Genomic DNA, 24,137 nt, shown 5'->3' on the forward strand with positions numbered 1-24,137 from the left:
ACTTCAAAAGTTCAAGGGATTTTTGTTACTGAGTTGATAGTGGTGCCACCAGCAACCGAAAGTCGGTTTGTATAACACTATTTTTCAATAAGTTATATCTTTTCTACGATGTTAATCCCTTGAATAAGGTTTTCACAGCTTTGCACCGTTTAACACAAGTTTGTATCTTGGGTACGATTCCTAAGGGCAAATATAATAAATTATTTTGTTATTCAATTTATGATCTTGGAAATTCTTTCTCTTTAACTTCATTCATGTAGCGCTGAGTAGGAAATGGGATAGCATTAACAGGATTAAACCTAAGATTATGAACATTGTGTAGTTGAATGAATTCTGAATCTTGTGCATTTGTTAATTCTCCATTTGACTTATGCCTTTTTTCAGAACGAATTAGGATACAAACTTTTTTTGCTCTTGTAATGCCAACATAGTGTAAATTCAAATCCTGTTCCCAGTTTGGATATAAAGGTTCCTTAAAATTATTATTTTCCACCTTTTTTGAAGGTAATCCCCATTCATATAAATCAGCATGTATTACAGCATCAAACTCTAAACCTTTTGATTTATGAAGGGTCATTAAATTTATCTCATTAGAATCTTCAGACCTATAGCTATCAAGTTGTTTGGAATCAAAAACAACTTCCTTCAAAAGATTTATATCATTAATATTGTGTGCTTCAGGCATTAGGATAGTAGCTATATTAATGGATGTTTCTATAAATAAGTCTTTATTGCAGATTTCTCCATGATCTACAATTCCATTTAAAACAATGTTGCTTTTTTGCAAACTTCTTTTTTGTGTATTTCTTAAACTATCGAAAGAAGAGTAAGTTTCTACTATATCAATAAAACGATTTGTTGGATTAAAAATGAAACGTAATATGGATGCAAAGATAGATGCCCAAATACTAATTTGCATATCTAATTTGGTTGGTGATACTATTTTATGAGGAGTATTTAACTCTTGACTGATATATTGAGCATTTTTGGAGTTCCTAAAAAGTATAGCAATTTTATTGAATTTGTCAATATTGTATGCATTCATAATAGATGCTATTTTTTCATCAATAAAAGATGCTATATGTTTTTCATCTCCTAAACTAATGAAATAAAATACCCGCCTGTCTTTTTCCGGTATATCAGTGATTGTGCATGTAGAATCTATTAACCTATTGGAGTAATTTACAATAGATTGATGTGAACGATGATTTTGACTGAGTATAAAACTTCTAAAAGTTTTGTCTTGTCGTATTCTTTTTAGGTAATAAGATTTCTTTCCGGAAAATTCAAAAATAGACTGATTAACATCCCCAACAGCAGTCATTATTATACCCATGTTTTTTAGCTTAATAAATAAATAATGTTGATCTATCCCAGTATCTTGATATTCATCTACATATAAATATTTGTATCTCGATTTTAGGTAACTTCTACAAGCTTTTGAGTTATCAAAGATATAATTAGCTAATATTCCTATACATTCTATTAATATAATATTTGCTTCTAATAAGGACAATATTATATCCATATGGTTATATTCTATTTTTTCTCTTTTTTCAACTTGCCCTAGCTGAGAACGCTCAGAATTGTTCATTGAGCGAATTATGAGATTGTCGAAAGTCTTTTTCTCTTGCATTAGGCTTCCAAATGGTATAATTATATCTTGAATACAAAACTTATCAATGGTACCAAAAAATGAACTTTTAGGGGAAATGCCATTTGCTAGGCTTCTGTTTTTTAGTTCTAAAGAAGCTTTATTTGTGTACGATATGGCGATAATTCCTTGATAATCGAGCAGTTCCTTAATGTCGTTTTTTATTTTTTCGGATAAAACAAATGTTTTTCCAGATCCAGGAGCAGCAATGACGACAAGATTTTTCTCTACATTCTAATATAGCCTTTTGTTGTTCTGTAGGAGTCATTTTATCTTAATAGATTTGTTAATGAATGTTCCTTCAATTTACTTAATGATGTACTTTTTTGTCTTATGAAATTATACATGAAATTTCCTTTTGCTTCTTGCATTGCCGTGATAATTTCATATTCCTCTAAATCATTGAAAAATTCTATTAAATCATTTTTTATAGGACTATTGAACATATCATTCTCTAAATCTTTTTCTGATAGAAAGATTCCATGATTATTTAATATACTTCTTAAAGTGGAGCAAATAGTGTTTATTTCATTTGTAGGAATATTCGTTGGTAGTTCTTTAAGTTTTTCCTTGTTTTCCTCAATTATTTTTTTTTCTGATGCATCCAATTCTCTATAATCTTCGAGAATACTTATGGCTCTCTGCATTCCTGCCATTCTATAATATTTCTTTTTGGGTATCTTGAATATATCATTATCTGTTCTAAGTTTCCAAGGTATATTCATGGCATTTAATATTTTGATAAAAGTAGAGAATCCAATCCCATTAGCCATTAGTATACTTATGTTGTTTTTTAATAAATCTACACCACAAAATTTCGATAATGCTTTATAGAAAATAACTTCAGAGATACCTTCAACGAGCCAAACCTGATCAGCATAAAATGCCTCAGCTGGGATTATGCTCATTCTGTAGCCAAAGTTTATTATGGAACCTTCAATAATTTTAGAACAACCATTTGATGCAGCTTTGGTATCTGATTGTTCTGTTTTGTATAAGCGAACAATTGAATTTGGAGAAAATTCACTGGTGATTTGTGGAGAGTGACTAGTTAAGAATATTTGCCCACATATCTTGTTACTCAAATAAGTTGCAAGCTTTTGCTGTTGATGTGGATGCAAATGAGCCTCAGGTTCTTCGATGCATACAATCGAAACTTCTTCAAGCTTGGGACGTTCAATTTCATGTTTAGTTGCCCACAATGATAAGTAAATTTGATTTAATCGTCCATCTCCACCTATATTTACGGGCGTGTCATTTGTCTTTGACGAAACGGAGGTACTGTCTATAAATTTGTCTATATTTGAAGAATTTGTATCAAAATATACATCTTGATTATTGTTGTAAATAGACATTTCTTTTAATTCACTATTGATTGAGTTTGTCGCTTTAGAAATGTAATGTAAAGTCGGTATTAAATTGTTAGCTTCTTGTAATTTAGTTTTAATCTCTTGTAAAAGTGTATTATCTTCCTCTTCTTCTTGAGTGCTCCTGCTCTCTTTGGCATTTTGAAATAAAAAATTTCTTTCTTTAGATATAAAAGCATACAAGTCTCTTCTGCAACTGATGTATTTAATATTTAAATATTTACGATAATAATGTGCTTCAATATCCGACAAAAGTTCAACGGAAGCTCCTGCTTTTATTGTATAGGATATTTTTCCCGTATTAGGATCTCTTGATGCATTATAGGACATATACATCTCATTAGCATCACTTATTTTTCCTCTTAGTTTAGACAAAACACATTCCTCAGTAATATCTGTAAAGTGTAATAATATGACAAATGAGTTAGTTTCTTCCAATACATAAAAATCACTAGATCGTGGTTCTATATCATAATCTGACAGGCTTCTATCTAATAGTAATCGCATCGCCCAGATTAAATTTGTCTTACCAACATCATTTGCCCCAATAATAAGTGTATTTTTCTCTAACTTAATATGTGCATCTTTATAATTTCTAAATCCTTTGAGAGTTATATCTGCTAGTATCATATCATGTATTGTTAAAGTTTTTTAATATAATATCCTCCAGTTTTCGGTGCTCCTTTAAATTCTATGAGCTTTTTATTGTTTAAAGATTTTAGATAACGTTTGGTGGTTCTTACGCTCTTCAAAATTCTTTTTGAAATTTCCGTAGCATTCAAACCTTCCTCTTTTCTTATCAGATTCAGAACGGACTGTTCGTTTGCATTTACAGTGCCATTTACAGTGTCATTTACAGTGCCATCGGTGTCACTGTTGTTCTTCCTTTTAAACACTACCGTAAACATCCCGTCCGTATGAAATTCAGGTTCAGGAAGATTAGCTTCCTTCATAGCTTCCTTCATACGGGGGATACCGGATGCAACCCTTTCAACCAAATGCATACGGGTAAACAGACCAAATATTAACGGGTTACGTGTCATGCTCTTGTGTCCGAAATCTTTAGCTACAATAGGCAAAAGTCCTCCGGGATTTGAAATTTCTACTCGATCGTCGAACATTTCTATCGTAATGGTTGCTCCCTGTTCGTAATAATCACGATGGGATAAAGCGTTTATAATGGCTTCTTTGAATACAGTAAGAGGAATTTCCCAAATTTCTTCTCTCGGCCCTGCTCCTTCAATTTTATAAGCTACTTGCAGTTTGCTTTCCAGCCATGTCATTGCTTGTAAATATTGCTGGTATAGTGGACCACCGAAAGATTTATCATCAATAATAAATACTTTGGTTGTTCCCTTGAAAAGAACACATCTTGTTATTGCGTGCGGAAATTTCCGTTCAGGTTGTTTTCCAAAGAACATGGCAGCACCATTTTTTTGCTACACCTTTATCTGTAAACAGTTCCAAATTCTCGAATATCTGTTTGTCGGCTGTCGATGGACTTAGTTGTGCTTCCGTACGGAAGTCTTTTATCGCTTGTTCGTCTGCATCAGTGTAAATGTTAAACCATGAGCAGGGAATAGCATCAAAAAATATTTTGTTGCACTCCTGAAAGAAGCTACGCATTTCTTCGACAGTACGAAGTTTTTGAGAGTTTGCTCCCTCGCGTACAAAGATAGAACCGGAAAAGATATAAGGTTTGTCTTTACCTGATGGAACATCAATCACCCAAACTGTTTTATCTTCAATATTCACGGTGTACAACTCGCAATGAAACGCCGGAGATATTTCACTGATAGAGCCTTGAATAGCAGAACGTTTGTCATTCTCTAAACTTGTGCCTATAATCTGTCCGTTATCGTCTATACCAATAAGTAAGTATCCTCCGTCTGCATTGGCGAAAGCGCAAATTTCTTCTGTCAGTTCACGAACTTTAGAGGGAACACGAACTTTGAACTCTACATTATAGCCTTCTCCGCTATCAATGAGCAATTGTATGTTTTCAGTATTCAACATAAGTATCTGTAATTGTGCTGCAAAGGTAGTTATTTGTTTGATAAATACTTCGTTGCCTATATTCTATTTGCAGCAAAAGTTATTTCTTTGTGAGAAGTAAAAGAAAAGGGTTCAGTATTGCTATAGAGTTTATGGGTTACTTCTATGGTAAAAGCTTGTTTTGAGTAACAAGTAATGATAGCTCTATATGTTAAATAATAGATATTTATAAGGAGTGTAATAGATAATGGGAACAATATAGATACGAGTGAGATTCTTCAATCTGCTTTGTGTTTCCATTGTTTTATGACCTCATTATAAAAGTAATGCTTTTGTTTGGTAAATAGTACGTCGATTTGAAGTCTTTTAGGTAATTTTGTAGCATCAAACTGTAAATATGGTATTAGAAAACTTAATAATCAAGGAAATAGGACTCTCATTCGATTTGTTTAGAAGGCTGATGGATGAATGCGATGAAGTTATTTTGAAGAAGAAAGAATATTTATTGCATCAGGGTCAAGTCTGCTCATTTATTGGTTTTGTAGAAACGGGAGTTTTACGTTCTTACATAGAAAAGGAAGGAGAGGATTATATCAGTGATTTTCATTTCGAAGGTTCATTTGCTACATCCTATAGAAGTTTCTTGACAAGAGAAGCAAGCGTAGGAAGTATACAAGCATTAGAAGATTCAGTTTTGTATTGTTTGTCTAAATCTAATTACGACCAATTACTACAAACCTCTAATGAAGGGTATAAATTAGGAAAATATATGGCGGACACTCTCTTCATTAAAAAATGCAGGAAAGAGACTTCATTACTCATGGATGATGCTTTAAAAAGATATAAGTTGCTTTTACGAACTTATCCTCATATAGAACAACACGTATCACAATATCATATCGCTTCTTATCTTGGAATAAAGCCTGAATCTTTAAGCCGTCTTAAATCTCTTAACATAGGTCAATGAAATAATCTCTTGCTCCATTCTATCTTTGCAGCAAAATAAATTATTTATGAATAAGATAGTACTATTTATTTTATTAATCATTTTAAGTTGTTGCACAAGTATGGAAAAGAAAAATGTAGCAAGAACCAATCTTCTTTCAATCCAATTGAAGGAAAAACAAGGTTTGTCAAAAGTCGAAATTAAGAAAGTTGTTATACCGGTAAATGGTAAGGCAGAGTATCATTTGCATCCTTGTCCGGTTGTAGGGCATATAGTTTCAGGTACTTTATTATTTCAGATTGAAGGAGAAAAGCCTCAATTGATAAAAGCTGGCGAGGCATTCTACGAACCTAAAAATAAGCCGATACTGCATTTTGATAATGCCTTAGATTCCGGACCTTTGGTGTTCATGGCATACTACTTAGTAGAAGAAAAATGAGGATTTATTAATGTTATTGCCTGAATAGTAAGCTATTGTTCGAAAAATAATTGTTTATTTTGCAATAAATAGCTATATTATGCCAGAAAGTATTACACAATTCTATAAGAGAATACAAAGTTGTGACCTCCAACCGGATGCAACCTATTCTATGGAGAAACCTTATTTTAATATTTTCTCCCGGCAATGTAATTTTGGAACTGTACAATTCAGTTACAGGGAATTTTATAAGATTACATTAATTATAGGTGTGGGAAAACTGTATTATGCAGACAAATGGATTTTAGTAGACCGTCCTGCATTATTGTTTTCCAACCCTTTAGTTCCTTATGCTTGGGAATCAATCAGTGAAGAACAAAAAGGAGTGTTTTGCATTTTCAATGAACAGTTTGTGCAGTCAGATGAAAAGAACGGTTCTTTGGCAAATACTCCTTTGTTCAAAGTAACAGGAGATAAGGTTTTCCTTTTAGATGATGTGCAAGTTGCTAAAGTGATGGATATATACAAACAAATGCAGGAAGAGAACCAATCAGACTATATAAATAAGTCCGATGTCTTGCGGTGTTATCTTCATTTGTTGGTTCATATAGCCCTGAAAATGCAGGATTCCAATCAATATGAATCACATCCGAATGCTTCGCAACGCATTACTGAATTATTTATAGAATTGTTGGATAGACAATTTCCCGTTGATTATCCAAACGCGATTTTAAGTCTGCGCACTCCTGCCGATTACGCAAACCGCCTGTCTGTACACGTTAATCATTTAAATAAAGTAGTTAAGGAAATAACAGGAAAAACTACCTCTGAGATGATTGCGGAAAGAATAATCAAAGAAGGTACCCAATACCTGCTACATACTCATCTTTCAATATCGGAAATAGCCTATAGCTTGGGATTTGAAACGGTTGCTTATTTCAGTAAATTCTATCGCAAGCATACGGGTAAATCGCCAAGCGAAGTCAGAGAACAGGCAATTATTTGATTTGTGCAACTGATGCTTTGAATTGTATAATTCTGCTCAATTAGCATCTCCTAATTTTGTATCGACTAAAAATATAAATTATGAAGTATAGAAAATTAGGTAAAACAGAAGTAAGCCTGTCCGCCATTGGATTGGGATGTATGGGAATGAGTGCTGCGTATGGAGTAGCCGATGAAAAAGAAAGTATTAAGACATTACATCGTGCCTTAGAGCTTGGTATAAACTTTTGGGACACTGCGGATGTGTATGGCAATGGTGCTAATGAAAGATTACTATCTAAGGTATTGGCTGAAAAAAGAAATCAGATTTTCATTGCTACCAAATTCGGTTTCCGTTTACGTAATCATCAAGGTACTGTATTTGATGGTGGTGAAAGTTATGTGGATGCTTCTCCTCAATATATAAGACAAGCTGTAGAACTCAGCCTGAAAAGGTTGAATATTGAAACCATAGATTTGTACTATGCGCATCGAATAGACCCGACAATACCGGTCGAAGAAACCGTTGGGACTATGGCAGAATTGGTAAAAGAGGGCAAGGTACGCTATTTAGGACTAAGCGAATGTTCTGCCGAATCATTGCGGAGAGCCTGTGCCGTTCATCCTATATCTGCCGTTGAAAGTGAATATTCTCTATTAACCCGTGATGTGGAAAAAGAAATTTTGCCCTTGACAAAAGAATTAGGAGTAACCTTAGTTCCCTTTTCACCATTGGGTAGAGGATTGGTAACAAATACTATTAATGTGAATGCATTGGGTGAAAATGACTTTCGTAAGCATTTGCCACGTTATAACGGTATATATTGGGAGAATAATCAAAAATTAACTGCAGAATTTGCAGAAATAGCAGAAAGTAAGGGAATAACTCCTGCTCAACTTGCATTAGCTTGGATATTGGCACAGAGTGAAAATATCATTCCTATACCGGGAACTAAACGAATCAAGTATTTAGAAGAAAATGCGAAAGCTACCGATGTTAATTTATTGCCAGATGATATATCTAAGATAGAATTGCTTCTGAAAAAATATCCAAATATAGGCAATCGATACAACGAATATGATTTTAAATTTGTAAATAAGTAAACTTTACAGTAGGAAGTTCTGTCAATATTTTAGCAGAACTTCCTCAGATAATTATAATGAACGACCTATTACAACAGAGATTTTTCCGTTTATTATCGGAATACTCACAGCGTGAAGTTTTTGCAACAGAGCTTGTAGGAGCTATTGAAGAATTGGCGTTACATTTAGCTGATTTCAGCATGTATGAACAGGATAATAGCATTTTACTACGGTATTTTTCTTTCGGATTACATCGTCTCAAATCGTACCGTGTACAGTTTGAGCAAGAAAAAAATGCCTTATTTGCATCTAATTGATGAAGCGATAGGACTAATAGATAACGAAATACGTATTGTAGAATGGCGTATCAAATACCCCGAACAGTTTAAACGGCAACTTGATAAACCACCTCTTTCCCCTCTCTATTTGGCTGACAAAACAACCCTTATCAACATTATGGAAATTGTCAGCGGTTTGTTCATCTCTAAAAACATCGTATATCAAAATGGTAAACCTGCCTACTTGGTGGATTTGGGAAAAGCCTTTGAATGGCTCTTTAATATCAAGATAGGCGACTATCACCAAAAGCATGAGGATGTGATAAAACGAAAGCCGGGCAAAATCACGGAGTTTCTTAATGGACTGGCAGACCTTATCCGAAAGGAACATGATAAAAAAGGATATAGATAATCAATAACTTAACACCCATTTATAGGGGATTCCATGTCCGCCCTCGTAATTTCTTTGCCCTCCATTTCTGAACTTTGCTTCATCAATCGATTGACAAACCATAATGTATAATCAGAAAATGAAGCAACTATGTATATAGAAAACTACGATTTCAAAGAGTGGATGCAAAAGTTATTCGACAAGCTGGACGAGCTTTGCAAGGATGTGCGGGCATTGCGCAATGCCGACAAGGTGCTGCCCGAAGATGATAACCTGCTGGATAATCAGGATTTGTGCCTGTTGTTCAAGGTTAGCATCAAAACTTTGCAACGCTACCGTGCTTTGGGCGTATTACCTTACTTTACAATCAGCGGAAAAGTGTATTACCGGGCTTCGGACGTCCGGGAATTCATAAAGGAACGGTTCAGTTCGGTAACGCTACGCAAGTTCGAGAAAGAACACGGTTCGGACAAGAAGTAAACAGATAAGCCGGAGCATCGGGTAATTGCCTGTCTGCTCCGGCTTCTTGTTTATGGCTTGCCTAATTTGCCTGCTTCTTCCTTTAGCCGTTCGGCTTGTTCGTTCAGTAACCTTGCCCTTTCCAATGCTTCCGCTTGCTTTCTGCTACGGTATTCAAAATCAATAACTGTCTCTGTCAAGTCCTGAATGAAAGCGTTGTCCCGTTCCCGGATAAACTTTAGTTCCAATAGATTAAGCATATTCCCGTCCGCTTTCCCTTTCATCAGGAAATAACGGTATTTTATATCATTGTCCTGTAACTGTTGCATACGTTCCATAAAACGAACATTCAGGATTAACGAAACAATACCGATAATTATTCCTGCTGAAAAAAGAAAGAACTTCGGTTGCAGATATGGAGTTATCCGGCTTAGGATTTTATCGTATAACGAAACGGCTTCTACCTTTTCCTGCTGCCGGGTATCTGTCGGAAACAGTTCCTTTAATTTCTCTTTGAAATATCGGTGCGAAGTCACAATCATTCCCTTTATATCATTAAGGTCTTGTTTCTGATTGCCTGACTGTCTTTTCTTAATACAGGCGATTTGGTTCAAAATCTCCTGCACCGTATTTTCAGAAATGGCAGGTTTGTTCTGCATCTCTAAAATACGTTGTTCAATAACATCCAGTCGGCTTATCGTCTCTTCCCGGCTGGCTGGTATCACCTGCTTTTCTTGCTTCTCTTTCAGTTCCGCAACCATAGAGAGAAGTCCTTCTAAAATCAAATTCTCTTCCATTCGTTTATAACTTAAATTGTCGTTTCTTTTTCTTCTTCTTTCTCAAATCGGGATTGTCAGGCGTTTCATCAGCCGGAGAGGACGAAACGGAGAACAAACCGCCCAAACCTGTTATCAGTGAATTATTACTTTTGTTTGTAGCTGGCTCCTGAACAGGTGTATAAATTGTCTGTTTGTTGTTTCCGGCTGTCGTCAGTCCTGTATTTCCGAAGTATTTATCCAGTTTTGAAAAACTGAAACTGCGGTCAATCTCCGAACCTTTGAATGTATATTCACCTTTGGAAAAGGAAATACCCTGTATCTCATCCGTCTGTCCCTTGCGCTTGAAATGAATATTGATACCCTTTTCCACTAACTGCTTCTGTAATTGCTGCCAGTTCCTTGTTTTCCCGATTTCGTTCTTTACAGCCGTGTAAATCTCGTATTTTGATTTATCCGGCTCTTTCAAACGGTGTTGTTTCACCTGCTCTTTCCCTTTAGCGAAATAAAGCCCGTGTCTTGCTTTCAGTTTCTTGCAAACCTGCTCGTTCCGGTACATATCGTTTTTATCCGAAATCGTTTTTCCGTTGTTGTCTATTCGGTTGAATACGATATGCACGTGCGGATGCTCCCGGTCTTGGTGGCGCACGATGATATACTGCGTATCGGTGATTTTCATTTCATGCATATATTCCTGCGCCAACTGTATCATTTTCTCGTCCGTCAGCTTGGGCGCATCCACTGCCGAATAACTTAACGCAATATGTCCGACCGGCTTCTTTAAATTGGGATTCATTTCGGTTTGCGTGCAGAAGCTACGGATAATATCCTGCTTGCTTTCTGTTAGTACTCCCTCCGCATGAAGCAAAGTCGCTTGTTCCTTATCCAGCACATAGTTTACACAGCCTTTAAATCCGCTTCCCTTTTTTATTTTTCCAATCATTCGATAACTGGTTTATGATTTCAATAATCCTGTTCTTTAGTTTCACGAGTTCCACCGCTACCAGTGCAAACCCTCCGGCATTTGCCCGGTGCGCCAGTTGATTGATGTTGTTGGCTTCCCCTGCCAGCTTGCGGATAGTGTCGGCATCCTGCCTGTTCAACCGTGGCGTTATCTCTGCCGAAACGACCGCTTGCCGGACGTACTCGCTGACGGGCAGACCGGATTCTCCGGCTCGCTTCTTGATAGCGTAATATTGAAGTTCGGTCAGCTTTGTACTGACTACTCTCTTTTGTTTGTCTATCCGGCTCTTTGCCGGGCGACCTCCTGCCTTGTTCCTTATCTCTGTCATACGTTTTGCTTATTGAATGGTATCTTTAAAATTGCGACCAACGGGAGAAATTTTCTTTGCTGTCAGGCAAAGCAAGGGGTTTCGGTCTACCGAAACATAACCTTGCTCTCCTGAATCACACCGCTTGCCGTTGGTATGCCTTGCCTGTTCTCCTGCCTACAACCGTCTGCCCCTTTTTCTTTTTTCACCGGGAGATTGTTTGTTTTTCTCTTCCTGATTCGGCTGCTTGGCAGACTGCGTTTGCTTCTCCGGAAGACTGGACTTTTGACATAGGTAGTCGTTCAAGTCCTTGTGTCCGCTGTACAGGTGTGAGGCATCACGCACACGCCAGCCGTATTCCTTTTGTATGGCTTGGGTGGCTTTACGTCCGGCTTCGTCATTATCCAAAAGGCAGTGTATCTTTTCGTACTCGCCTAACGGGTATAATGCTTTATCCACATTGGCGGTCGAGTTCAGGATGATGTAATCCTGCCAGTCGATACAGGGATAAATCGGGCTGTTCTTGTGCCGGATGGTTAGGAAAGAAAGGTAGTCCATAAATCCCTCGAACACGAAACAGGCATCGTTTTTCTTTCCTGCAAACTGTATGCGTGTGATGTCTTTGGGAAAGGTGCAGCCCTTGTAACCGGGATTGCGTAGTTCGTACCCTCCGGCATCGTTCTTGAAAGCGAGCGCAAAAAGCGGCTTCCCGTTTACACGGTAATACATTTCCTGCACATAGTCCGCTGCCACTTCGGGCGCAATGCCCCGGCTTTTCAGATAATTGGTGAGTGCCGGATACTGTAACGGCTGGATGCTACGGATTTCTACCGGGCTGGCTGGTCGCTTCCTTTCCTCCCTTGCCGGATTCTTTTCGGGGATATTTTTCCCTTGAAAAGAAAAAGTATTGGCGGAGTAATAGTCCTGTTCCAGTCGGCTGATAGCCCCGTAAGCGTTGCATCCGTACTGTTTCATCACAAGGTCGATGAGCGAGCCGCCCTCACCCGTCCCAAAGTCACACCAAAGGTTTACACCGTAATCCACCTTGAAACTGGGCGTATCGTCCTGACGTAACGGACTGTGGTACATACCGTAATAAAGTTTATCCACTACGGGCAGGATGCCCAATGATTCCAAATAGTCCTTGATACTTATGCTGTTAGCTTCCTGATAAGTCATAATTTTTGTTTTTTAGATGTTGGATGATTGCAGTAAGGCAGTAAGAAAGCAGTAAGAAGAAAAGATACGGACTTACTGCACCTAATTCTTTTTCTTTCAATGTATTATCTCTTATGCAGTAAGATAAGTAAGTTATTCCTATATAAAAAGAGAGAAAACTATCCATGTTGGCATCTGCTTTTTCTTTTTTCTCAAATTTTCCGAAAGTTCCGGGTTTTATCTTACTGCTTACTGCACCTGTTGCAAATGGTTGATATTCAATAGTTAATGTGCAGTAAGTTGTTTTTAGGGTAGTTGCTGCATGGCAATATCAACCTACTGCAAAGCGGATTCCTAACCGTAATCGTTATCGGTGTAAGGGGTTGGAACAGGCTTTATCCTATATCCATATACCGAATAACCACCGTTGTTTATGCGTTTCTGTACCCGTTTGAACCCAGCTTTCCGCAACGCTTCCCCCAACCGTTTTTCTGATAACTGCATGGGGCACACATTCCGTAAACAGGTGAGGATTTGTGCCGTTGTCATAAAGAACAGGTTTTCTTCCCCCTCTTCCGGTTTCTCGAAATGCTGCATCAGCATCTCAAACTCCACCGTCTGCACCTGAAAACCTGCACTGACCTTGTACAGCTCTTCAATCTCCGTATCGTTGAACCAGTACCGTACACCTTGCCGATACAGGTACATGGCTTCGGAATAGACATTATCCATACGGATGGCTTCTGTCCCCGGCTTGTCTATATGCAGGACTTCAAACGGCAGGAAACGCCTGCTGCCTGTCGGGTCGGTCAGGAACTCGTTCCCGTTCACCGATGCCATGAAGCTGGCTAAGTGCGGATATTCCTCTATATAGATGTCATACGGTCTGCGGTACTTGACTGCCGGGGTGGTTATCAGGTTCTTCAGGGCGTTCTCGTTCTGCTTGTTGAGTTCCTTTAGCTGGTCGTCTATGTTGATGAACAGGTATTCGGCTATCAGTGTCAATATGTCCTTTCCCTGTGGGTCTATCTTCCCGGTAAAGAGATAGCTCTTCAACGGCAGTGGGCAAAGGTTATCCAGCCACCATGTCTTGAACTGCCCCTGCCGTTCCCCGGTCAGGACTAAGCAGGTGTGGTTCTGACATCCCGTGTCGTTCATCGCATTGGCAACCACGCCTACCAGCCATTTGGTGAAATATTCCTCCCACTTGTCGGGGTTGGCTACCTGTACCGTGCCCAGCAGCCTTTTGATATGTCCGTTTTCGACAGGATTCAGCAGGGGCAGGGCGGTTAGGTATTCCCGTATGGGATGCACTTTCACGGCAAAGTTGCTTTCCAGTATCATGCGGATATTGTCGGCGGAGGTGGTGATGCCTGTGGTCGCATCCAGTTCACGCCTGAAAGAGTTCAGGGCAAACTTCGTGACGGGCTGGTACAAGCCGGAGGTATCGGCAGGCTTGTATTCCGTCCGGCTCTTCACGGTGTTAAACCGGAAGTCGTACAAGGAATTAAGCTGCCTTTCGATACGCTCGTTCTTGGACTGCCTGCCCCCGATACGTTCCGCTTCGTTATCTCTTTTCTTTTTCATCGGGAAGTCTGTTGGAAGCCGGGACATATTGCTGCCGCATCCACTGTTTCAGCTCGTCCGCATCGAAACGTAGGGTGCGACCACGCTTCACACAGGGTATCGTCCCGGTGCTGGCTAAATGGTAGAGGTAATTGACCGAATATCCGGTTATGCTGCTGGCTACGGATATTCTGACTAAAACGGGTTCTTTGCCGTCCCGTCCTTTGGGCTGTGTGCCGACTACGGGGGAAATCATCTTTTCGATGTTTTCCAGCCGCTTGAAAATTTCTTCAAATGGATTGTTCATGGTGCTTTGTTCTTTGAATTAGCACCACAAATAAAATAAGAAAAATCGGTAAAAAGCAAAGTGTCAAGCGTTTGGAATTGCTTTGCACTGCTCTGCACCGTATTAATACAAGCTATCCGAAAACGCCATGTGTACTTCACCTTACTTATATGGGAAGAACAGAGAAAAAGGGCTTATTCCCATTATCGTTTTATCGGGCTGGGACATTTGAGGACTTCTAAGGACATCTGAGGATAGGCAGTAACAACCTGTTATCCTGACCTGTATATTTGTACCGGACAAGAAAAACGGAGTAATAACAAAAAATATCAGTATATGGAAATAGTAACGATTGAAAAGAAGACATTCGAGTTGTGGAAACAGAGGTTTGAAAGTTTTGTGGGGCGTATGGATGCGCTCTGCCTACCTTTGCGGAGAAAGCAGGACAAATGGTTGGATAACAGCGAAGCCTGCCGCCTGCTGAATGTTTCTTCCCGGACGATGCAAACCTACCGTGATACGGGCAAGCTGCCTTATTCGCAAATCAATTGCAAAATTTATTATAAGGCTTCGGACGTGGAAACCTTTATACTCAACCAAGTAAAGAACACCCCTAAAACATGAATCGTATGGACTTGATAACGAAAGATTCGGAAACTACGCAGGTATTGTTTTCATCCCTTGACCGGGTTTTGGAGAACGTGGAGCATATTGTCACCAACTACCGCCCGGTGCTGAACGGTGAACACTACCTGACGGGGGAGGAAGTCTGCCAAAGGCTGTGCATCAGTAAACGGACTTTGCAGGATTATAGGGACACGGGGCTGCTGGGCTACGTGCAACTTCCGGGAAAAATCATTTATCGTGAAAGTGACATCAGGGATTTATTGGATAGGCATTACCGGAAATGAAATCTTGAAAACTTGCTATCTTGGAATCTTGATAGCTTGAAGTCTTGAAATATAGCTGTCTTGTTTTCTATATTTATGGTTTGGTTGAAAGCCAGCAATCGTGTTTTTAATAAAACTGTATTGCTGGCTTTACTTATATTTATACAGATAGCTGTTTTTCAACCGCTTGCATATCTCTTAATATCGTTTGGTCTAACACTTTTGCATAGTGCTGTGTCATTCGGGTGGATGAATGCCCCAGCATTTTAGCGACATTTGGCAGTGACACGTTGTTAGCCAGCGCGATAACCGAAGCGAAGCTGTGCCTTGCGGTGTGCGTGGTGAGGTTTTTCTTTATTCCGCACAGGTCGGCAATCTCTTTCAGGTAGCTGTTCATTTTCTGATTGCAAGGGACGGGCAGCAAAGTTCCTTTGTCAAGGCAATAGGGGGTTATCCTTGTACTTGTCAAGTATCTGCTTGGGGATGCTCAAAAGCGGAATGTTACAAAGGTTGTTTGTTTTTTCACGGGCTTTCACTATCCACAGGTTGCCGTTGCTGTCCTCTGAAATGTGTTCGGAGCGCAAATTATATACGTCTATGAACGCCAGCCCGGTATATAGATAGAAAACTATCAATGCGACCAATAGAGGAATATAGCAAACAAACGTCAATGCGTTGTAATACAGCAAAATTGCGTTGGTTTGCACAGTTGGGTAAACAGCAAAGACAGGTGGAATAACGAACCTGTTCAGCTACCAAGTCATTACCTGTTTTCATTTCATTCAGATGCAGTCAATCAAGGGTTAAACAGTCAGAGAGGATGACTTTCCATCCGGGAAACATCCTCATTTCCGGCAGATTTAGCCCGTCCGGTTTTGATTGCGCCGTTCTGCCTGATTCTCATATCATTCGACTGGCGAAGTATGAGTAAAATTGCAATCAAAAAAGTAACGCATGAAAACAGAAATGAAAGTGCTGCTCTACATCAAGCGCGGCGGACAGGACAAGGACGGCTTTTCTCCACTCATGGGCAGAATATCCATCAAGGGAAAGGTCAATTCCATCGCACAATTTGCGTGCAAGTTCAAAATCAATGTGCGGTTGTGGAACGCCACAGCCCAACGCTGCACGGGCAAAAGCAAGGTGGCGACAATGGCAAACAGGGAGATTGAACGGGTACTGCTATTGTTGCAAAAGCGGTTCAACGAGCTTTCCGACATGCAGGATGTCGTGACAGCAGAGGAAGTCAGAAACGTGTTTCAAGGTCAGGCTGAAACACAGGATACCATCATGAAGCTCTATGCGGAGCATAACAGCGACTATGCCCTGCGTGTAGGGGTGAACAGGGCGGCAAGCACGTTCTACCAGTACCGGAACACCTGCCGGATACTCGGTGAGTTCCTGAAAGAGAGATACCATGTGTCGGATATGCCTGTCAAGCAGCTGGATGAAAACTTTATCGAAGCGTTTGATATGTATATGCGCACGACAAGGCGTTTCATGCCCAGAACCATCCTCGGACATATCAACCGCCTGAAAAGCGTGATGATGCTTGCCGTGTTCCGCGGCATCATCCCTTTCAGCCCGTTCAAAGGCTATGCCCCGCAGAAACCTGTTTTCAAACAGATGTACCTGACGGAAGACGAGCTTGACAGGTTTGCGAACACTACCTATGACACCCCCAACCGTAATTTCACGAGGGATATGTTCCTATTCTCGTGCTGGACGGGTATCTGCTATTGCGACATGAGGAGTCTGACAGCCGCCAATCTGGTGAGGGCGGATGACGGAAGCCTGTGGATTCACACGGAAAGGCAAAAGACAGGCACACCCGAATGTGTGCGGCTGATGGAGATACCGTTGAAAATCGTCGAAAAGTACAAGGGTATGGACAGCAACGGAAAACTGCTTCCGATGCTGACCAAAGAGAGCATGAACAGGCATCTGAAAAAGATGTCCGTGATGTGCGGCATCAACCGTCCGATCTCATTCCATCAGGCCCGGCATACCTTCGGAAGTATAATTTGTTTGTCACAGGGAATTCCGATAGAAACCGTCAGCAAAATCATGGGGCATCGGCATATCACTACCACACAGCGGTATGCGAAAGTCACGTAGGATAAAATTGATAGGGACGTGGATTGCCTGAATGGTATTATCAGCGGCAGGTTCTCCTTGTCGGACATTGACACCGCCCCGTCACCGATTCTGAAAGATTACAGCCAACGGAGAGTCAATCCGAGCATGAAGCAAAGGGAGTATATAACCAAAATAATGGAAGGGTAAGCCATGCGAAGCACATTCAAACTGTTGTTCTACATCAACCGTCAGAAAGTAAAGAAAAACGGCAGATGCCCGGTTATGGGACGTGTCACCCTTGACGGGAAGGTGAGCCAGTATTCCACCGGACTGGAAATTGAACCTGACTTATGGGATGCAAAGAAGGGAAAGGCATTCGCGGACGGACGCAAGACCGGAAACATCACCGGCGAAAAAGAAACGAGTTGAACAGGCTGAACTCATTGTTGGAGGCATTGGAGGAAAAAGCGAAGTCCGCTTACAAAAAGAACGTGGATTCTTACGGCTTCGTCTCGGCTGAAATCATCAAGAATGCCGTCACGGGAAAATCAGACGTCAAGGAAACGCTGCTTTCCTTGTTTGACGAGCATAACGAGGAATATGCCAAACGTGTGGGCATTGACCGGACAAGGCATTCCTACGTCCGTTATCTTACCACTCGCAAGCATATATCCAACTTTTTGAAATTCAAGTATGATTTGGAGGATATTCCGTTACGCTCGCTGACGATGAAGTTCATGACCGACTTCACATTCTATTTCTCGACCGTATTGCAGTTGAAGGTTTCTGCCTACAATGACTATCTTATCCTGCTGCACAAGATGACCCGGCTGGCGTTGAAGAAACATATATTGAAACGTGACCCGTTTGCCGGACATAAGATTGAGAAAGTGCCGGTGAACCACCGCCACCTGAACAGGGAACAGTTTGAAAAGCTGCTCAATGCCCGACTGCCGACTTACCGCTTATGCCATACCCGTGACCTGTTTGTCTTTTCGGTGTTCACGGGCATCGGCAGGGCTGATCTGGCAAACCTGACAGAAGACAATATCATCACGAAAGAAGACGGTTCCAAATGGATTCACATTGCACGGCAGAAGACCAAGGCGGAGTGCCATATCAAACTTCTTGACATACCCCTTCGCATTATCGAAAAATACAAAGGGGAAGGTAAGGACGGAAGATTGTTTTACGTTCCGCAGACCTGCAATCTGTGCCGCAGCCTTAAAATCATAGCCGAACAGTGCAATCTGGGATGCCATTTGACATTCTATCAGAGAAGACACAATAAAAATTGTATCTTTCAAGCTATGAGATAATTAACAGAGAAACAAAACAGACTTGTTAACGGTTTAGAAACCAGCGAACTTCTATAATCTGCCTCATTTTGCATCAAGCGAAAGAACGTCCTTACTTTTTGCAAAGGTACAAAACAGTCCCCGTCTTTGCAAAATTTCCCGCAATTTTATTTCGCCCGCAAATTTTATCCTCCATCATTTTTCCTGTTCTGAAAACGGCTTCCGGCTTGATGTGCGCAAGCCCATTTCAGAAGCAGCACAAGCAAAGAAAAGCCCACGACGACCACAATGTCACCAGTGACACTGCCATCGTCGCGGACACTTCTTTTATGTGCTTGTGCTGAACGGCCAAGACCGTCTTATTCGTTTTTCTTTTTTCGTTTCCGTTGTCAGCCGGAAATGCCGCCGGATGCAGGACACGGCAAGCGTGAATCTGCTCCTGCGACTATTCCCGGCTGTCATGTGTGGCCTGTCTTCCAACCGTCTTGCCCTGCCGTTGCCAATCGGAGCAATGGCAGGCAAGACCATTTTCAGACAGATGCCGCCGGAGGAACACCCGCGACCGCAAGCCATGCCCGCATGACAATGACGGTCACGGGACTTCCGTCACGGCGGCAGGAAAGCGAGGCTTTCCCTTGTCAGTTGCGCCGCCCTTTCGATTTTCCTGTGGCGCGTTGCGCCATTTCACATACTTCCCCCTTTTCCTTTCCGTCTCTCCAAGTGTATGCCAATGTCCCCATGCCGCCATTCCAGACGGCATCAGTGGTCATTTTCGTTGCAGGGGCAAAGGTAAAGACGGGATTAGGAACACAAATTTTTTAGCCACAATCTCCACACTTCGCAGGCTCAGGTAGTATTCTGTCGAAAAAATTTGCTGAACCTACTCCCCTGACCTTTGCTTTTTCCCCTGAAACGAAAACGACCGGTGCGCGGTCGGAAGACGTCACAAGGAGACATCGGACATACGGAGAGGCGAAAAGAAAAAAGGACTCGACCCGACCTCCCCATCCGAGCAAGACAAGTAACAACAATCTAAAAATTGGAAGATATGAGAATGACATTGAACGACATCGGAAAGGCTATGCGGAGCGTATTGTCCGCAATGGTGAGAGCAGCATGGGGCATTACCCTTTGCGCAGGAGGTTTGGCGGTGGGCATCGCAGGGGAAATCCTGCTGGGTATGTTGAACTTCATGTTCGGCATCCTCACCGCCCTGCTTTCAGTAGTGGCAGCTATCGGAATTTTCATTTGGTTATTAACCCTTTAATTCATACGGATATGGCGAAAAGACACAGCAAGACAGTGGCACAACAATGCAGGTATTACGAGGTGGACAACATCTTCGAGTATATGGTAGAGGTGTGCATCAACGGTAACTTTTCCTCATTCAGGAGGTTGTACCACGAGTTGAACAAGGAGGCAAGAAAGGACTTCATCGCCTTTCTCATCTTGGAATGCCCGCCCCAATACCACATAGAGATTTTACAGAAAACCGTATAACCATCTTAAATTACAGACAATGGAAACTTTTGACTTTTATATGGATTGCAAGGTAACTTGCTGGGAACGTACCCGCTTCTCCATCAAAGCGAACAGCTATGAAGAAGCCAAATCCATCATTCTTTCATGGGAAGATAAAGACGTGAACAGCCATATCGGTATGGACGAGAACGTCATCTATTGCGACTACGAATTGAACCCCGAAACGGTGGAAGGACTGTCCCCTGCGGAAAACGACAACAACCCTACGATGGAAATCTACGGACGGGATGACGAGTTGTTTTATCACAATATGTTGGACGAACAATAGAGCAAAGTTATGAGAACGGAAACGAGGAAATACGAAGTTTACAAGGTGGACGAGCTTTCGGACAAGGCGAAAGAGAACGCCTATTGGAAGTGGTTGAAAGGCTTTGAATATGACGCATCCGACAACAGGGCAACGTTGAAAGCCTTTGAGGAGATTTTCAAGGTAAAGGTAAGCAGGTGGAATTATGATGCCTGTACCTATAATTTCCAATTCATCTCAAATTACAGCGGGGAAGAGGAAGAACTGTGCGGTGTGCGGTTGCTGAAATTCATCGTGAACAACTATTGGCACAACCTTTTCAAGCCCAAGACCTATTGGCACAAAAAGGACTTCCACAAACAGCGCAGAAGTCGGATATCCGTAACCAATGATTGTGTGCTGACGGGTTATTGTGCGGACATGGACATACTGAAACCCATATACGACTTTCTGAAAGTCCCCGACAAGCATACGAACTTGTATGACTTGATGAATGACTGCATCGACAGCTTTTTCCGCTTTTGCAGGGATGATGTGGAATATGCTAGCAACGAGGAAGCCTTTGAGCGTGATTGCGAAGCCAACGAATACGAGTTTTTATCCAACGGAGAATTTTTCAAATAACTAAAATACATACAGATATGAACGGAACAGACCATTTCAAGCGGACCATCCAAGCCTATTTGGACAGCCGTGCGGCGGAGGACAAGCTGTTTGCAGCAAGTTACAGCAAGCCGAACAAGAACATGGACGATTGCATCACCTATTTGTTGCATTGGGCGAAAAGCCAATGCAATGGAGGCAACGGCATAGGCGTTACCGCAGGGGAAGTCTTGTCGCAAGCGGTACACTATTTTGACGAGGACGACATCGACATCGGCAAACCAATCCCGTGCCAAGTCATGGTATGCGGAGTTGAACTGACGGACGAGGAAAAGGCGGAAGCAAGGCAGAGAGCCATCCGCCAATACCAAGACGAGGAACTGCGCAAGATGCAAAACCGGAACAAGGCTAAGGCGAACCAAAAGACAAACGCACAACAAGTTGAACTTTCATTATTCTGAACCTATGAAACCCAAGACACCCATACAGAAAGAAGTCATCCGTCTGAGCGCAACCCTGCCCGAACTGACAAACGCACAGAGAACCTACGCTTTCCACCATTGTTTCAAGCACTACGGCAGGCGGACTGCAAAAGGCGTCATTACCTGCACGGAGTGCGGACACGCATGGAAAAGCGGACACAGCCTTGCCGACACGCTTTGCGGATGCACCTGCCCGAACTGCGGCACGGCATTGGAAATCACGGACACCCGAAAGAGGGTGTTCGTGGACAACGAGTATTTCTCCATCATCACCACCTGCAAAGGCTACCAGGTAATACGTTTCTTTTTCGTCAGGAGCCGTCAGAAAGTCGGGCAAAAGGCGGAGTATTCCATCTTTGAGGTGGCACAGCGGTGGATTGCTCCTGACGGCAAGTCCGAGACAGTGGCAAGGTTGCGTGGCTTTTCACTTCTCTACTACGACTTGTGGAACGAGGACAGCCCGATGGAAATCCGCAGGAACAACCAGCATAAGGTGTATGACATTGACCCGATATGCACCTATCCACGCCGACGGATTATCCCCGAAATTAAGCGAAATGGCTTTGACGGCAACCTGCACGGCATACTGCCTTACGACTTCTTCAAGGCTATCCTTTCGGACAGCCGTGCGGAAACATTGCTGAAGTCGGGCAACATCGAACACTTGCGCTATTTCCTCTCCCGTCCGCAGGTACTTGACAGATGTTGGAACTCGTACAAGATAGCCATGCGGAATAAATATGCCATAACCGACATCTCATTGTGGTGCGACCTCGTATATCTCTTAGAGAGATTGGGAAAAGATTTGCGCAACCCCCGTTTCATATGCCCGCCCGATTTCAAGGCGGCTCACGACCTGTATATGGGGAAACGGCAAGTCCAATTGGAGCGTGAACGGCAGCAGCAACACAGGGAGTGGGAAGCCGAGCGGTTGGAGCGTGAGCGGAAGCGTCTGGAAGAAATGGCGAAAGAGAAAGACGAGTATATCCGAAAGAAAGCCGCATTCCTCAACCTTGTACTGACGGACGGTCTAATCATCGTCAAGGTGCTGCAAAGCGTGGACGAGTTCTACGAGGAGGGGAAAGCCATGCACCATTGCGTCTATGCCAACGCCTACTACAACAATGAGAACTCCCTGATACTTTCCGCACGGATAGACGAGCGACGCATCGAGACAGTGGAGGTGGACTTGCGGACATTAAAAGTGGTGCAGAGCCGTGGCGTATGCAACTCCAACACCGAATACCACGACCGCATCATCAAATTGGTGGAGGACAATGCCGAGCAGATACGGAAACGGATGAAAGAAGCAGCGTAATCGTTTAACAACTTAATACTTATTGATATGGAAGTGAGAATAGAAAACATGATTTTCGGGTGGCACGAGAAACTGCCTGAAATGTTCATCGAATTGTTGAACACGCTTGTACTGACAAAGGACGAGCAGGATGTAAGGGGGGTAATGGAGGTGTTCGCCCGAAAGAAACTTTTCAACGCCCTTTTCGCATTCGGGTATGGCGCACACCATCTGTGGGTGACACAGAAAAAGGCATCCGACCCCGACCAATGTTTGGAGAACAGATTACTGATTGTTGAATTTTAATTGATAAGGCTATGACAACAAGAATGACTATTAACGGAGTAAGCACCTGCACGGCAGGTGAGAAATACGAGAAATTCCAACTGAAAATCGGGCGCAAAGTCCGCACGATGTACCAATATGACTATCGGGACACCACAACGGGAGAACTGTTCTCCTGCGTGAAACCCACATTGGACGAGTGCAGGCGGTTGCGTGACGAATGGATTAAAGCGAAGGAGGGCAGACGATGAGCGCAGGATATGAAACGCTGATAGTGACGTTCAGCGACCCTATCAAGGTTTTGGACAATATGTTCGCCGATGCGGACGCATGGGGAACGGACAGCCTCAAAGGATGGGTGGAGGACTATGAAAGTACGAGGTTTACGCAGATAAACGGGCATACGGCAGTCATCACTTCCGAATACAACATGCCCTGCGTAAAGGAATGGCTCACACGCTGCACGGCTATCGCCGACATAAAGGAATTTTGAGTGCGTGGCGGTGGAAACACCGCCCACACTCCATTCGTAACAACTGAAAAAACAAGCGAAATGAAATACTATTTCATACTGACAGACGGCAGGGACGCATGGGTGCAGTTCGTTTACCTGCCCACGCAAGATGAAGCGTCCGGTTATATCCGAGATTTGCGGAGCGTGGGAATATCCGTACACGGGTATAACCTTTGGAACAAGGACACACGCCCCATTGCCGAGCGCACACTTGAGCGTGTGCTGCAAAGGATAAAGCGGTAAAATCGGGCGGCAGGCTTGCCGCCCG

Annotated in this window: 32 protein-coding genes and 2 pseudogenes; 24 read left to right on the forward strand and 10 right to left on the reverse strand. The window is 42.1% G+C overall.

The genetic code is table 11. From position 1 onward, the window contains the following. Positions 1 to 217 precede the first annotated feature (217 nt). From HMPREF9007_RS15470 to HMPREF9007_RS15460, 3 genes and pseudogenes are all read right to left on the reverse strand, one after another. Positions 218 to 1,864, reverse strand: coding sequence for an ATP-dependent helicase (locus tag HMPREF9007_RS15470; RefSeq protein WP_277754654.1), 1,647 nt, complete (start codon positions 1,862 to 1,864; stop codon positions 218 to 220). A gap of 59 nt (positions 1,865 to 1,923) precedes the next feature. After that, positions 1,924 to 3,651 carry an AAA family ATPase gene (locus HMPREF9007_RS15465; protein WP_008761185.1) on the reverse strand — a complete coding sequence of 576 codons (1,728 nt, stop codon included), beginning with the start codon at positions 3,649 to 3,651 and terminating at the stop codon, positions 1,924 to 1,926. Between the two features lie 11 nt (positions 3,652 to 3,662). After that, positions 3,663 to 5,037: pseudogene (locus HMPREF9007_RS15460) on the reverse strand (helix-turn-helix domain-containing protein). Positions 5,038 to 5,413: 376 nt separating this feature from the next. Between HMPREF9007_RS15460 and HMPREF9007_RS15455 the strand changes: the two are divergent. The 7 genes from HMPREF9007_RS15455 (at position 5,414) to HMPREF9007_RS15430 (ending at position 9,596) form a co-directional block, all read left to right on the forward strand. Then, complete coding sequence (locus HMPREF9007_RS15455) at positions 5,414 to 5,983, forward strand: Crp/Fnr family transcriptional regulator (RefSeq protein WP_008761186.1); 570 nt, start codon at positions 5,414 to 5,416, stop codon at positions 5,981 to 5,983. A gap of 46 nt (positions 5,984 to 6,029) precedes the next feature. Next, complete coding sequence (locus HMPREF9007_RS0124880) at positions 6,030 to 6,401, forward strand: cupin domain-containing protein (protein WP_008761187.1); 372 nt, start codon at positions 6,030 to 6,032, stop codon at positions 6,399 to 6,401. 79 nt (positions 6,402 to 6,480) lie between these two features. Further along, positions 6,481 to 7,386, forward strand: a complete 906-nt coding sequence (locus tag HMPREF9007_RS15450; protein ID WP_008761188.1) for a helix-turn-helix domain-containing protein — start codon at positions 6,481 to 6,483, stop codon at positions 7,384 to 7,386. Between the two features lie 80 nt (positions 7,387 to 7,466). Next, entirely contained in the window at positions 7,467 to 8,468 is a 1,002-nt protein-coding gene (locus HMPREF9007_RS15445; protein WP_005868703.1) for an aldo/keto reductase, read from the forward strand. A 56-nt stretch (positions 8,469 to 8,524) separates the two neighbouring features. After that, positions 8,525 to 8,764, forward strand: a complete 240-nt coding sequence (locus tag HMPREF9007_RS15440; RefSeq protein ID WP_008761189.1) for a hypothetical protein — start codon at positions 8,525 to 8,527, stop codon at positions 8,762 to 8,764. Further along, positions 8,718 to 9,137 carry an RteC domain-containing protein gene (locus HMPREF9007_RS15435; RefSeq protein ID WP_008761190.1) on the forward strand — a complete coding sequence of 140 codons (420 nt, stop codon included), beginning with the start codon at positions 8,718 to 8,720 and terminating at the stop codon, positions 9,135 to 9,137. Before HMPREF9007_RS15440 ends, HMPREF9007_RS15435 begins: the two co-directional genes overlap by 47 nt. Positions 9,138 to 9,266: 129 nt before the next feature. Further along, complete coding sequence (locus HMPREF9007_RS15430; protein WP_005868707.1) at positions 9,267 to 9,596, forward strand: helix-turn-helix domain-containing protein; 330 nt, start codon at positions 9,267 to 9,269, stop codon at positions 9,594 to 9,596. Between the two features lie 50 nt (positions 9,597 to 9,646). Here HMPREF9007_RS15430 and HMPREF9007_RS15425 read toward each other — a convergent pair whose 3' ends face one another. The 6 genes from HMPREF9007_RS15425 to HMPREF9007_RS15395 all read right to left on the reverse strand — a co-directional run bounded on the left by HMPREF9007_RS15425 (position 9,647) and on the right by HMPREF9007_RS15395 (position 14,653). After that, on the reverse strand, positions 9,647 to 10,372 hold the full coding sequence (locus HMPREF9007_RS15425) for a hypothetical protein (RefSeq protein ID WP_008761191.1): 726 nt from the start codon (positions 10,370 to 10,372) through the stop codon (positions 9,647 to 9,649). 4 nt (positions 10,373 to 10,376) lie between these two features. Next, positions 10,377 to 11,294, reverse strand: coding sequence for a relaxase/mobilization nuclease domain-containing protein (locus HMPREF9007_RS15420; protein ID WP_005868710.1), 918 nt, complete (start codon positions 11,292 to 11,294; stop codon positions 10,377 to 10,379). After that, positions 11,260 to 11,643: a MobC family plasmid mobilization relaxosome protein gene (locus HMPREF9007_RS15415; protein ID WP_005868711.1), complete on the reverse strand. Its 384-nt coding sequence runs from the start codon at positions 11,641 to 11,643 to the stop codon at positions 11,260 to 11,262. Before HMPREF9007_RS15415 ends, HMPREF9007_RS15420 begins: the two co-directional genes overlap by 35 nt. Positions 11,644 to 11,799: 156 nt before the next feature. Continuing rightward, the gene (locus HMPREF9007_RS15410; RefSeq protein ID WP_008761192.1) at positions 11,800 to 12,801 is read right to left on the reverse strand and encodes a toprim domain-containing protein; all 1,002 of its coding nucleotides are present in this window, start codon (positions 12,799 to 12,801) and stop codon (positions 11,800 to 11,802) included. A 333-nt stretch (positions 12,802 to 13,134) separates the two neighbouring features. After that, on the reverse strand, positions 13,135 to 14,367 hold the full coding sequence (locus HMPREF9007_RS15400; RefSeq protein ID WP_032850299.1) for a VapE domain-containing protein: 1,233 nt from the start codon (positions 14,365 to 14,367) through the stop codon (positions 13,135 to 13,137). Next, positions 14,348 to 14,653, reverse strand: a complete 306-nt coding sequence (locus HMPREF9007_RS15395) for a helix-turn-helix domain-containing protein (protein ID WP_005868716.1) — start codon at positions 14,651 to 14,653, stop codon at positions 14,348 to 14,350. Before HMPREF9007_RS15395 ends, HMPREF9007_RS15400 begins: the two co-directional genes overlap by 20 nt. Before the next feature lie 315 nt (positions 14,654 to 14,968). On the opposite strand from HMPREF9007_RS15395, the gene HMPREF9007_RS15390 reads away from it, so the two are divergent. Both HMPREF9007_RS15390 and HMPREF9007_RS15385 read left to right on the forward strand, forming a co-directional pair. Continuing rightward, positions 14,969 to 15,256 (forward strand): helix-turn-helix domain-containing protein, encoded by a 288-nt coding sequence (locus HMPREF9007_RS15390; protein WP_005868718.1) that lies wholly within the window; start codon positions 14,969 to 14,971, stop codon positions 15,254 to 15,256. Positions 15,257 to 15,261: 5 nt separating this feature from the next. Next, entirely contained in the window at positions 15,262 to 15,543 is a 282-nt protein-coding gene (locus HMPREF9007_RS15385; RefSeq protein WP_005868720.1) for a helix-turn-helix domain-containing protein, read from the forward strand. A 139-nt stretch (positions 15,544 to 15,682) separates the two neighbouring features. On the opposite strand, the pseudogene HMPREF9007_RS15380 reads toward HMPREF9007_RS15385, so the two are convergent. Continuing rightward, positions 15,683 to 16,151 (reverse strand): annotated as a pseudogene (locus tag HMPREF9007_RS15380) (site-specific integrase); the annotation flags it as partial. 325 nt (positions 16,152 to 16,476) lie between these two features. Between HMPREF9007_RS15380 and HMPREF9007_RS15375 the strand changes: the two are divergent. From HMPREF9007_RS15375 to HMPREF9007_RS15330, 15 genes are all read left to right on the forward strand, one after another. Beyond that, complete coding sequence (locus HMPREF9007_RS15375) at positions 16,477 to 17,640, forward strand: site-specific integrase (RefSeq protein ID WP_225651912.1); 1,164 nt, start codon at positions 16,477 to 16,479, stop codon at positions 17,638 to 17,640. 18 nt (positions 17,641 to 17,658) lie between these two features. Further along, positions 17,659 to 17,808, forward strand: coding sequence for a hypothetical protein (locus tag HMPREF9007_RS27610; RefSeq protein WP_225651914.1), 150 nt, complete (start codon positions 17,659 to 17,661; stop codon positions 17,806 to 17,808). A 3-nt stretch (positions 17,809 to 17,811) separates the two neighbouring features. Beyond that, a complete protein-coding gene (locus HMPREF9007_RS27615) occupies positions 17,812 to 18,030 on the forward strand; it encodes an Arm DNA-binding domain-containing protein (RefSeq protein WP_277754650.1) in 219 nt (72 codons plus the stop codon). Next, a complete protein-coding gene (locus HMPREF9007_RS15370; RefSeq protein WP_277754651.1) occupies positions 18,027 to 18,920 on the forward strand; it encodes a site-specific integrase in 894 nt (297 codons plus the stop codon). Before HMPREF9007_RS27615 ends, HMPREF9007_RS15370 begins: the two co-directional genes overlap by 4 nt. A 267-nt stretch (positions 18,921 to 19,187) precedes the next feature. Then, complete coding sequence (locus HMPREF9007_RS26060) at positions 19,188 to 19,721, forward strand: hypothetical protein (protein ID WP_004322003.1); 534 nt, start codon at positions 19,188 to 19,190, stop codon at positions 19,719 to 19,721. 226 nt (positions 19,722 to 19,947) lie between these two features. Then, positions 19,948 to 20,166: a hypothetical protein gene (locus HMPREF9007_RS0124890; protein ID WP_004322004.1), complete on the forward strand. Its 219-nt coding sequence runs from the start codon at positions 19,948 to 19,950 to the stop codon at positions 20,164 to 20,166. A gap of 11 nt (positions 20,167 to 20,177) precedes the next feature. Next, positions 20,178 to 20,399 carry a hypothetical protein gene (locus HMPREF9007_RS26065; RefSeq protein WP_004322005.1) on the forward strand — a complete coding sequence of 74 codons (222 nt, stop codon included), beginning with the start codon at positions 20,178 to 20,180 and terminating at the stop codon, positions 20,397 to 20,399. Positions 20,400 to 20,418: 19 nt separating this feature from the next. Beyond that, positions 20,419 to 20,709, forward strand: coding sequence for a hypothetical protein (locus HMPREF9007_RS15365; RefSeq protein WP_004322006.1), 291 nt, complete (start codon positions 20,419 to 20,421; stop codon positions 20,707 to 20,709). A 9-nt stretch (positions 20,710 to 20,718) separates the two neighbouring features. Further along, complete coding sequence (locus HMPREF9007_RS15360) at positions 20,719 to 21,312, forward strand: hypothetical protein (RefSeq protein WP_004322007.1); 594 nt, start codon at positions 20,719 to 20,721, stop codon at positions 21,310 to 21,312. Between the two features lie 17 nt (positions 21,313 to 21,329). After that, positions 21,330 to 21,752, forward strand: coding sequence for a PcfK-like family protein (locus tag HMPREF9007_RS15355; protein WP_004322008.1), 423 nt, complete (start codon positions 21,330 to 21,332; stop codon positions 21,750 to 21,752). 4 nt (positions 21,753 to 21,756) lie between these two features. Next, positions 21,757 to 23,091 (forward strand): PcfJ domain-containing protein, encoded by a 1,335-nt coding sequence (locus tag HMPREF9007_RS15350; protein ID WP_004322009.1) that lies wholly within the window; start codon positions 21,757 to 21,759, stop codon positions 23,089 to 23,091. A gap of 27 nt (positions 23,092 to 23,118) precedes the next feature. Next, entirely contained in the window at positions 23,119 to 23,376 is a 258-nt protein-coding gene (locus HMPREF9007_RS15345; protein WP_004322010.1) for a hypothetical protein, read from the forward strand. A gap of 11 nt (positions 23,377 to 23,387) precedes the next feature. Further along, entirely contained in the window at positions 23,388 to 23,606 is a 219-nt protein-coding gene (locus tag HMPREF9007_RS15340) for a DUF3873 family protein (protein WP_004322011.1), read from the forward strand. Next, complete coding sequence (locus tag HMPREF9007_RS15335) at positions 23,603 to 23,848, forward strand: hypothetical protein (protein WP_004322012.1); 246 nt, start codon at positions 23,603 to 23,605, stop codon at positions 23,846 to 23,848. Before HMPREF9007_RS15340 ends, HMPREF9007_RS15335 begins: the two co-directional genes overlap by 4 nt. A 60-nt stretch (positions 23,849 to 23,908) precedes the next feature. Next, positions 23,909 to 24,112 (forward strand): hypothetical protein, encoded by a 204-nt coding sequence (locus HMPREF9007_RS15330; RefSeq protein ID WP_008156960.1) that lies wholly within the window; start codon positions 23,909 to 23,911, stop codon positions 24,110 to 24,112. Positions 24,113 to 24,137: the final 25 nt, after the last annotated feature.

It is taken from the genome of Bacteroides sp. 1_1_14 (genome assembly GCF_000162515.1).
Classification (GTDB): domain Bacteria; phylum Bacteroidota; class Bacteroidia; order Bacteroidales; family Bacteroidaceae; genus Bacteroides; species Bacteroides thetaiotaomicron.

Coding starts and splice junctions, on each gene's coding strand:
- HMPREF9007_RS0124880 (WP_008761187.1), top strand. CDS start 6,030: ATGAATAAGATAGTACTATTTATTTTATTAATCATTTTAAGTTGTTGC.
- HMPREF9007_RS15345 (WP_004322010.1), top strand. CDS start 23,119: ATGGAAGTGAGAATAGAAAACATGATTTTCGGGTGGCACGAGAAACTG.
- HMPREF9007_RS15410 (WP_008761192.1), bottom strand. CDS start 12,801: ATGACTTATCAGGAAGCTAACAGCATAAGTATCAAGGACTATTTGGAA.
- HMPREF9007_RS15440 (WP_008761189.1), top strand. CDS start 8,525: ATGAACGACCTATTACAACAGAGATTTTTCCGTTTATTATCGGAATAC.
- HMPREF9007_RS15455 (WP_008761186.1), top strand. CDS start 5,414: ATGGTATTAGAAAACTTAATAATCAAGGAAATAGGACTCTCATTCGAT.
- HMPREF9007_RS15450 (WP_008761188.1), top strand. CDS start 6,481: ATGCCAGAAAGTATTACACAATTCTATAAGAGAATACAAAGTTGTGAC.
- HMPREF9007_RS15385 (WP_005868720.1), top strand. CDS start 15,262: ATGGACTTGATAACGAAAGATTCGGAAACTACGCAGGTATTGTTTTCA.
- HMPREF9007_RS26060 (WP_004322003.1), top strand. CDS start 19,188: ATGTCACCAGTGACACTGCCATCGTCGCGGACACTTCTTTTATGTGCT.
- HMPREF9007_RS15360 (WP_004322007.1), top strand. CDS start 20,719: ATGAGAACGGAAACGAGGAAATACGAAGTTTACAAGGTGGACGAGCTT.
- HMPREF9007_RS0124890 (WP_004322004.1), top strand. CDS start 19,948: ATGAGAATGACATTGAACGACATCGGAAAGGCTATGCGGAGCGTATTG.
- HMPREF9007_RS15420 (WP_005868710.1), bottom strand. CDS start 11,294: ATGATTGGAAAAATAAAAAAGGGAAGCGGATTTAAAGGCTGTGTAAAC.
- HMPREF9007_RS27615 (WP_277754650.1), top strand. CDS start 17,812: ATGCGAAGCACATTCAAACTGTTGTTCTACATCAACCGTCAGAAAGTA.
- HMPREF9007_RS15335 (WP_004322012.1), top strand. CDS start 23,603: ATGAGCGCAGGATATGAAACGCTGATAGTGACGTTCAGCGACCCTATC.
- HMPREF9007_RS15430 (WP_005868707.1), top strand. CDS start 9,267: ATGTATATAGAAAACTACGATTTCAAAGAGTGGATGCAAAAGTTATTC.
- HMPREF9007_RS26065 (WP_004322005.1), top strand. CDS start 20,178: ATGGCGAAAAGACACAGCAAGACAGTGGCACAACAATGCAGGTATTAC.
- HMPREF9007_RS15465 (WP_008761185.1), bottom strand. CDS start 3,651: ATGATACTAGCAGATATAACTCTCAAAGGATTTAGAAATTATAAAGAT.
- HMPREF9007_RS15355 (WP_004322008.1), top strand. CDS start 21,330: ATGAACGGAACAGACCATTTCAAGCGGACCATCCAAGCCTATTTGGAC.
- HMPREF9007_RS15330 (WP_008156960.1), top strand. CDS start 23,909: ATGAAATACTATTTCATACTGACAGACGGCAGGGACGCATGGGTGCAG.
- HMPREF9007_RS15415 (WP_005868711.1), bottom strand. CDS start 11,643: ATGACAGAGATAAGGAACAAGGCAGGAGGTCGCCCGGCAAAGAGCCGG.
- HMPREF9007_RS15365 (WP_004322006.1), top strand. CDS start 20,419: ATGGAAACTTTTGACTTTTATATGGATTGCAAGGTAACTTGCTGGGAA.
- HMPREF9007_RS15425 (WP_008761191.1), bottom strand. CDS start 10,372: ATGGAAGAGAATTTGATTTTAGAAGGACTTCTCTCTATGGTTGCGGAA.
- HMPREF9007_RS15400 (WP_032850299.1), bottom strand. CDS start 14,367: ATGAAAAAGAAAAGAGATAACGAAGCGGAACGTATCGGGGGCAGGCAG.
- HMPREF9007_RS15375 (WP_225651912.1), top strand. CDS start 16,477: ATGAAAACAGAAATGAAAGTGCTGCTCTACATCAAGCGCGGCGGACAG.
- HMPREF9007_RS15395 (WP_005868716.1), bottom strand. CDS start 14,653: ATGAACAATCCATTTGAAGAAATTTTCAAGCGGCTGGAAAACATCGAA.
- HMPREF9007_RS15445 (WP_005868703.1), top strand. CDS start 7,467: ATGAAGTATAGAAAATTAGGTAAAACAGAAGTAAGCCTGTCCGCCATT.
- HMPREF9007_RS15390 (WP_005868718.1), top strand. CDS start 14,969: ATGGAAATAGTAACGATTGAAAAGAAGACATTCGAGTTGTGGAAACAG.
- HMPREF9007_RS15340 (WP_004322011.1), top strand. CDS start 23,388: ATGACAACAAGAATGACTATTAACGGAGTAAGCACCTGCACGGCAGGT.
- HMPREF9007_RS15350 (WP_004322009.1), top strand. CDS start 21,757: ATGAAACCCAAGACACCCATACAGAAAGAAGTCATCCGTCTGAGCGCA.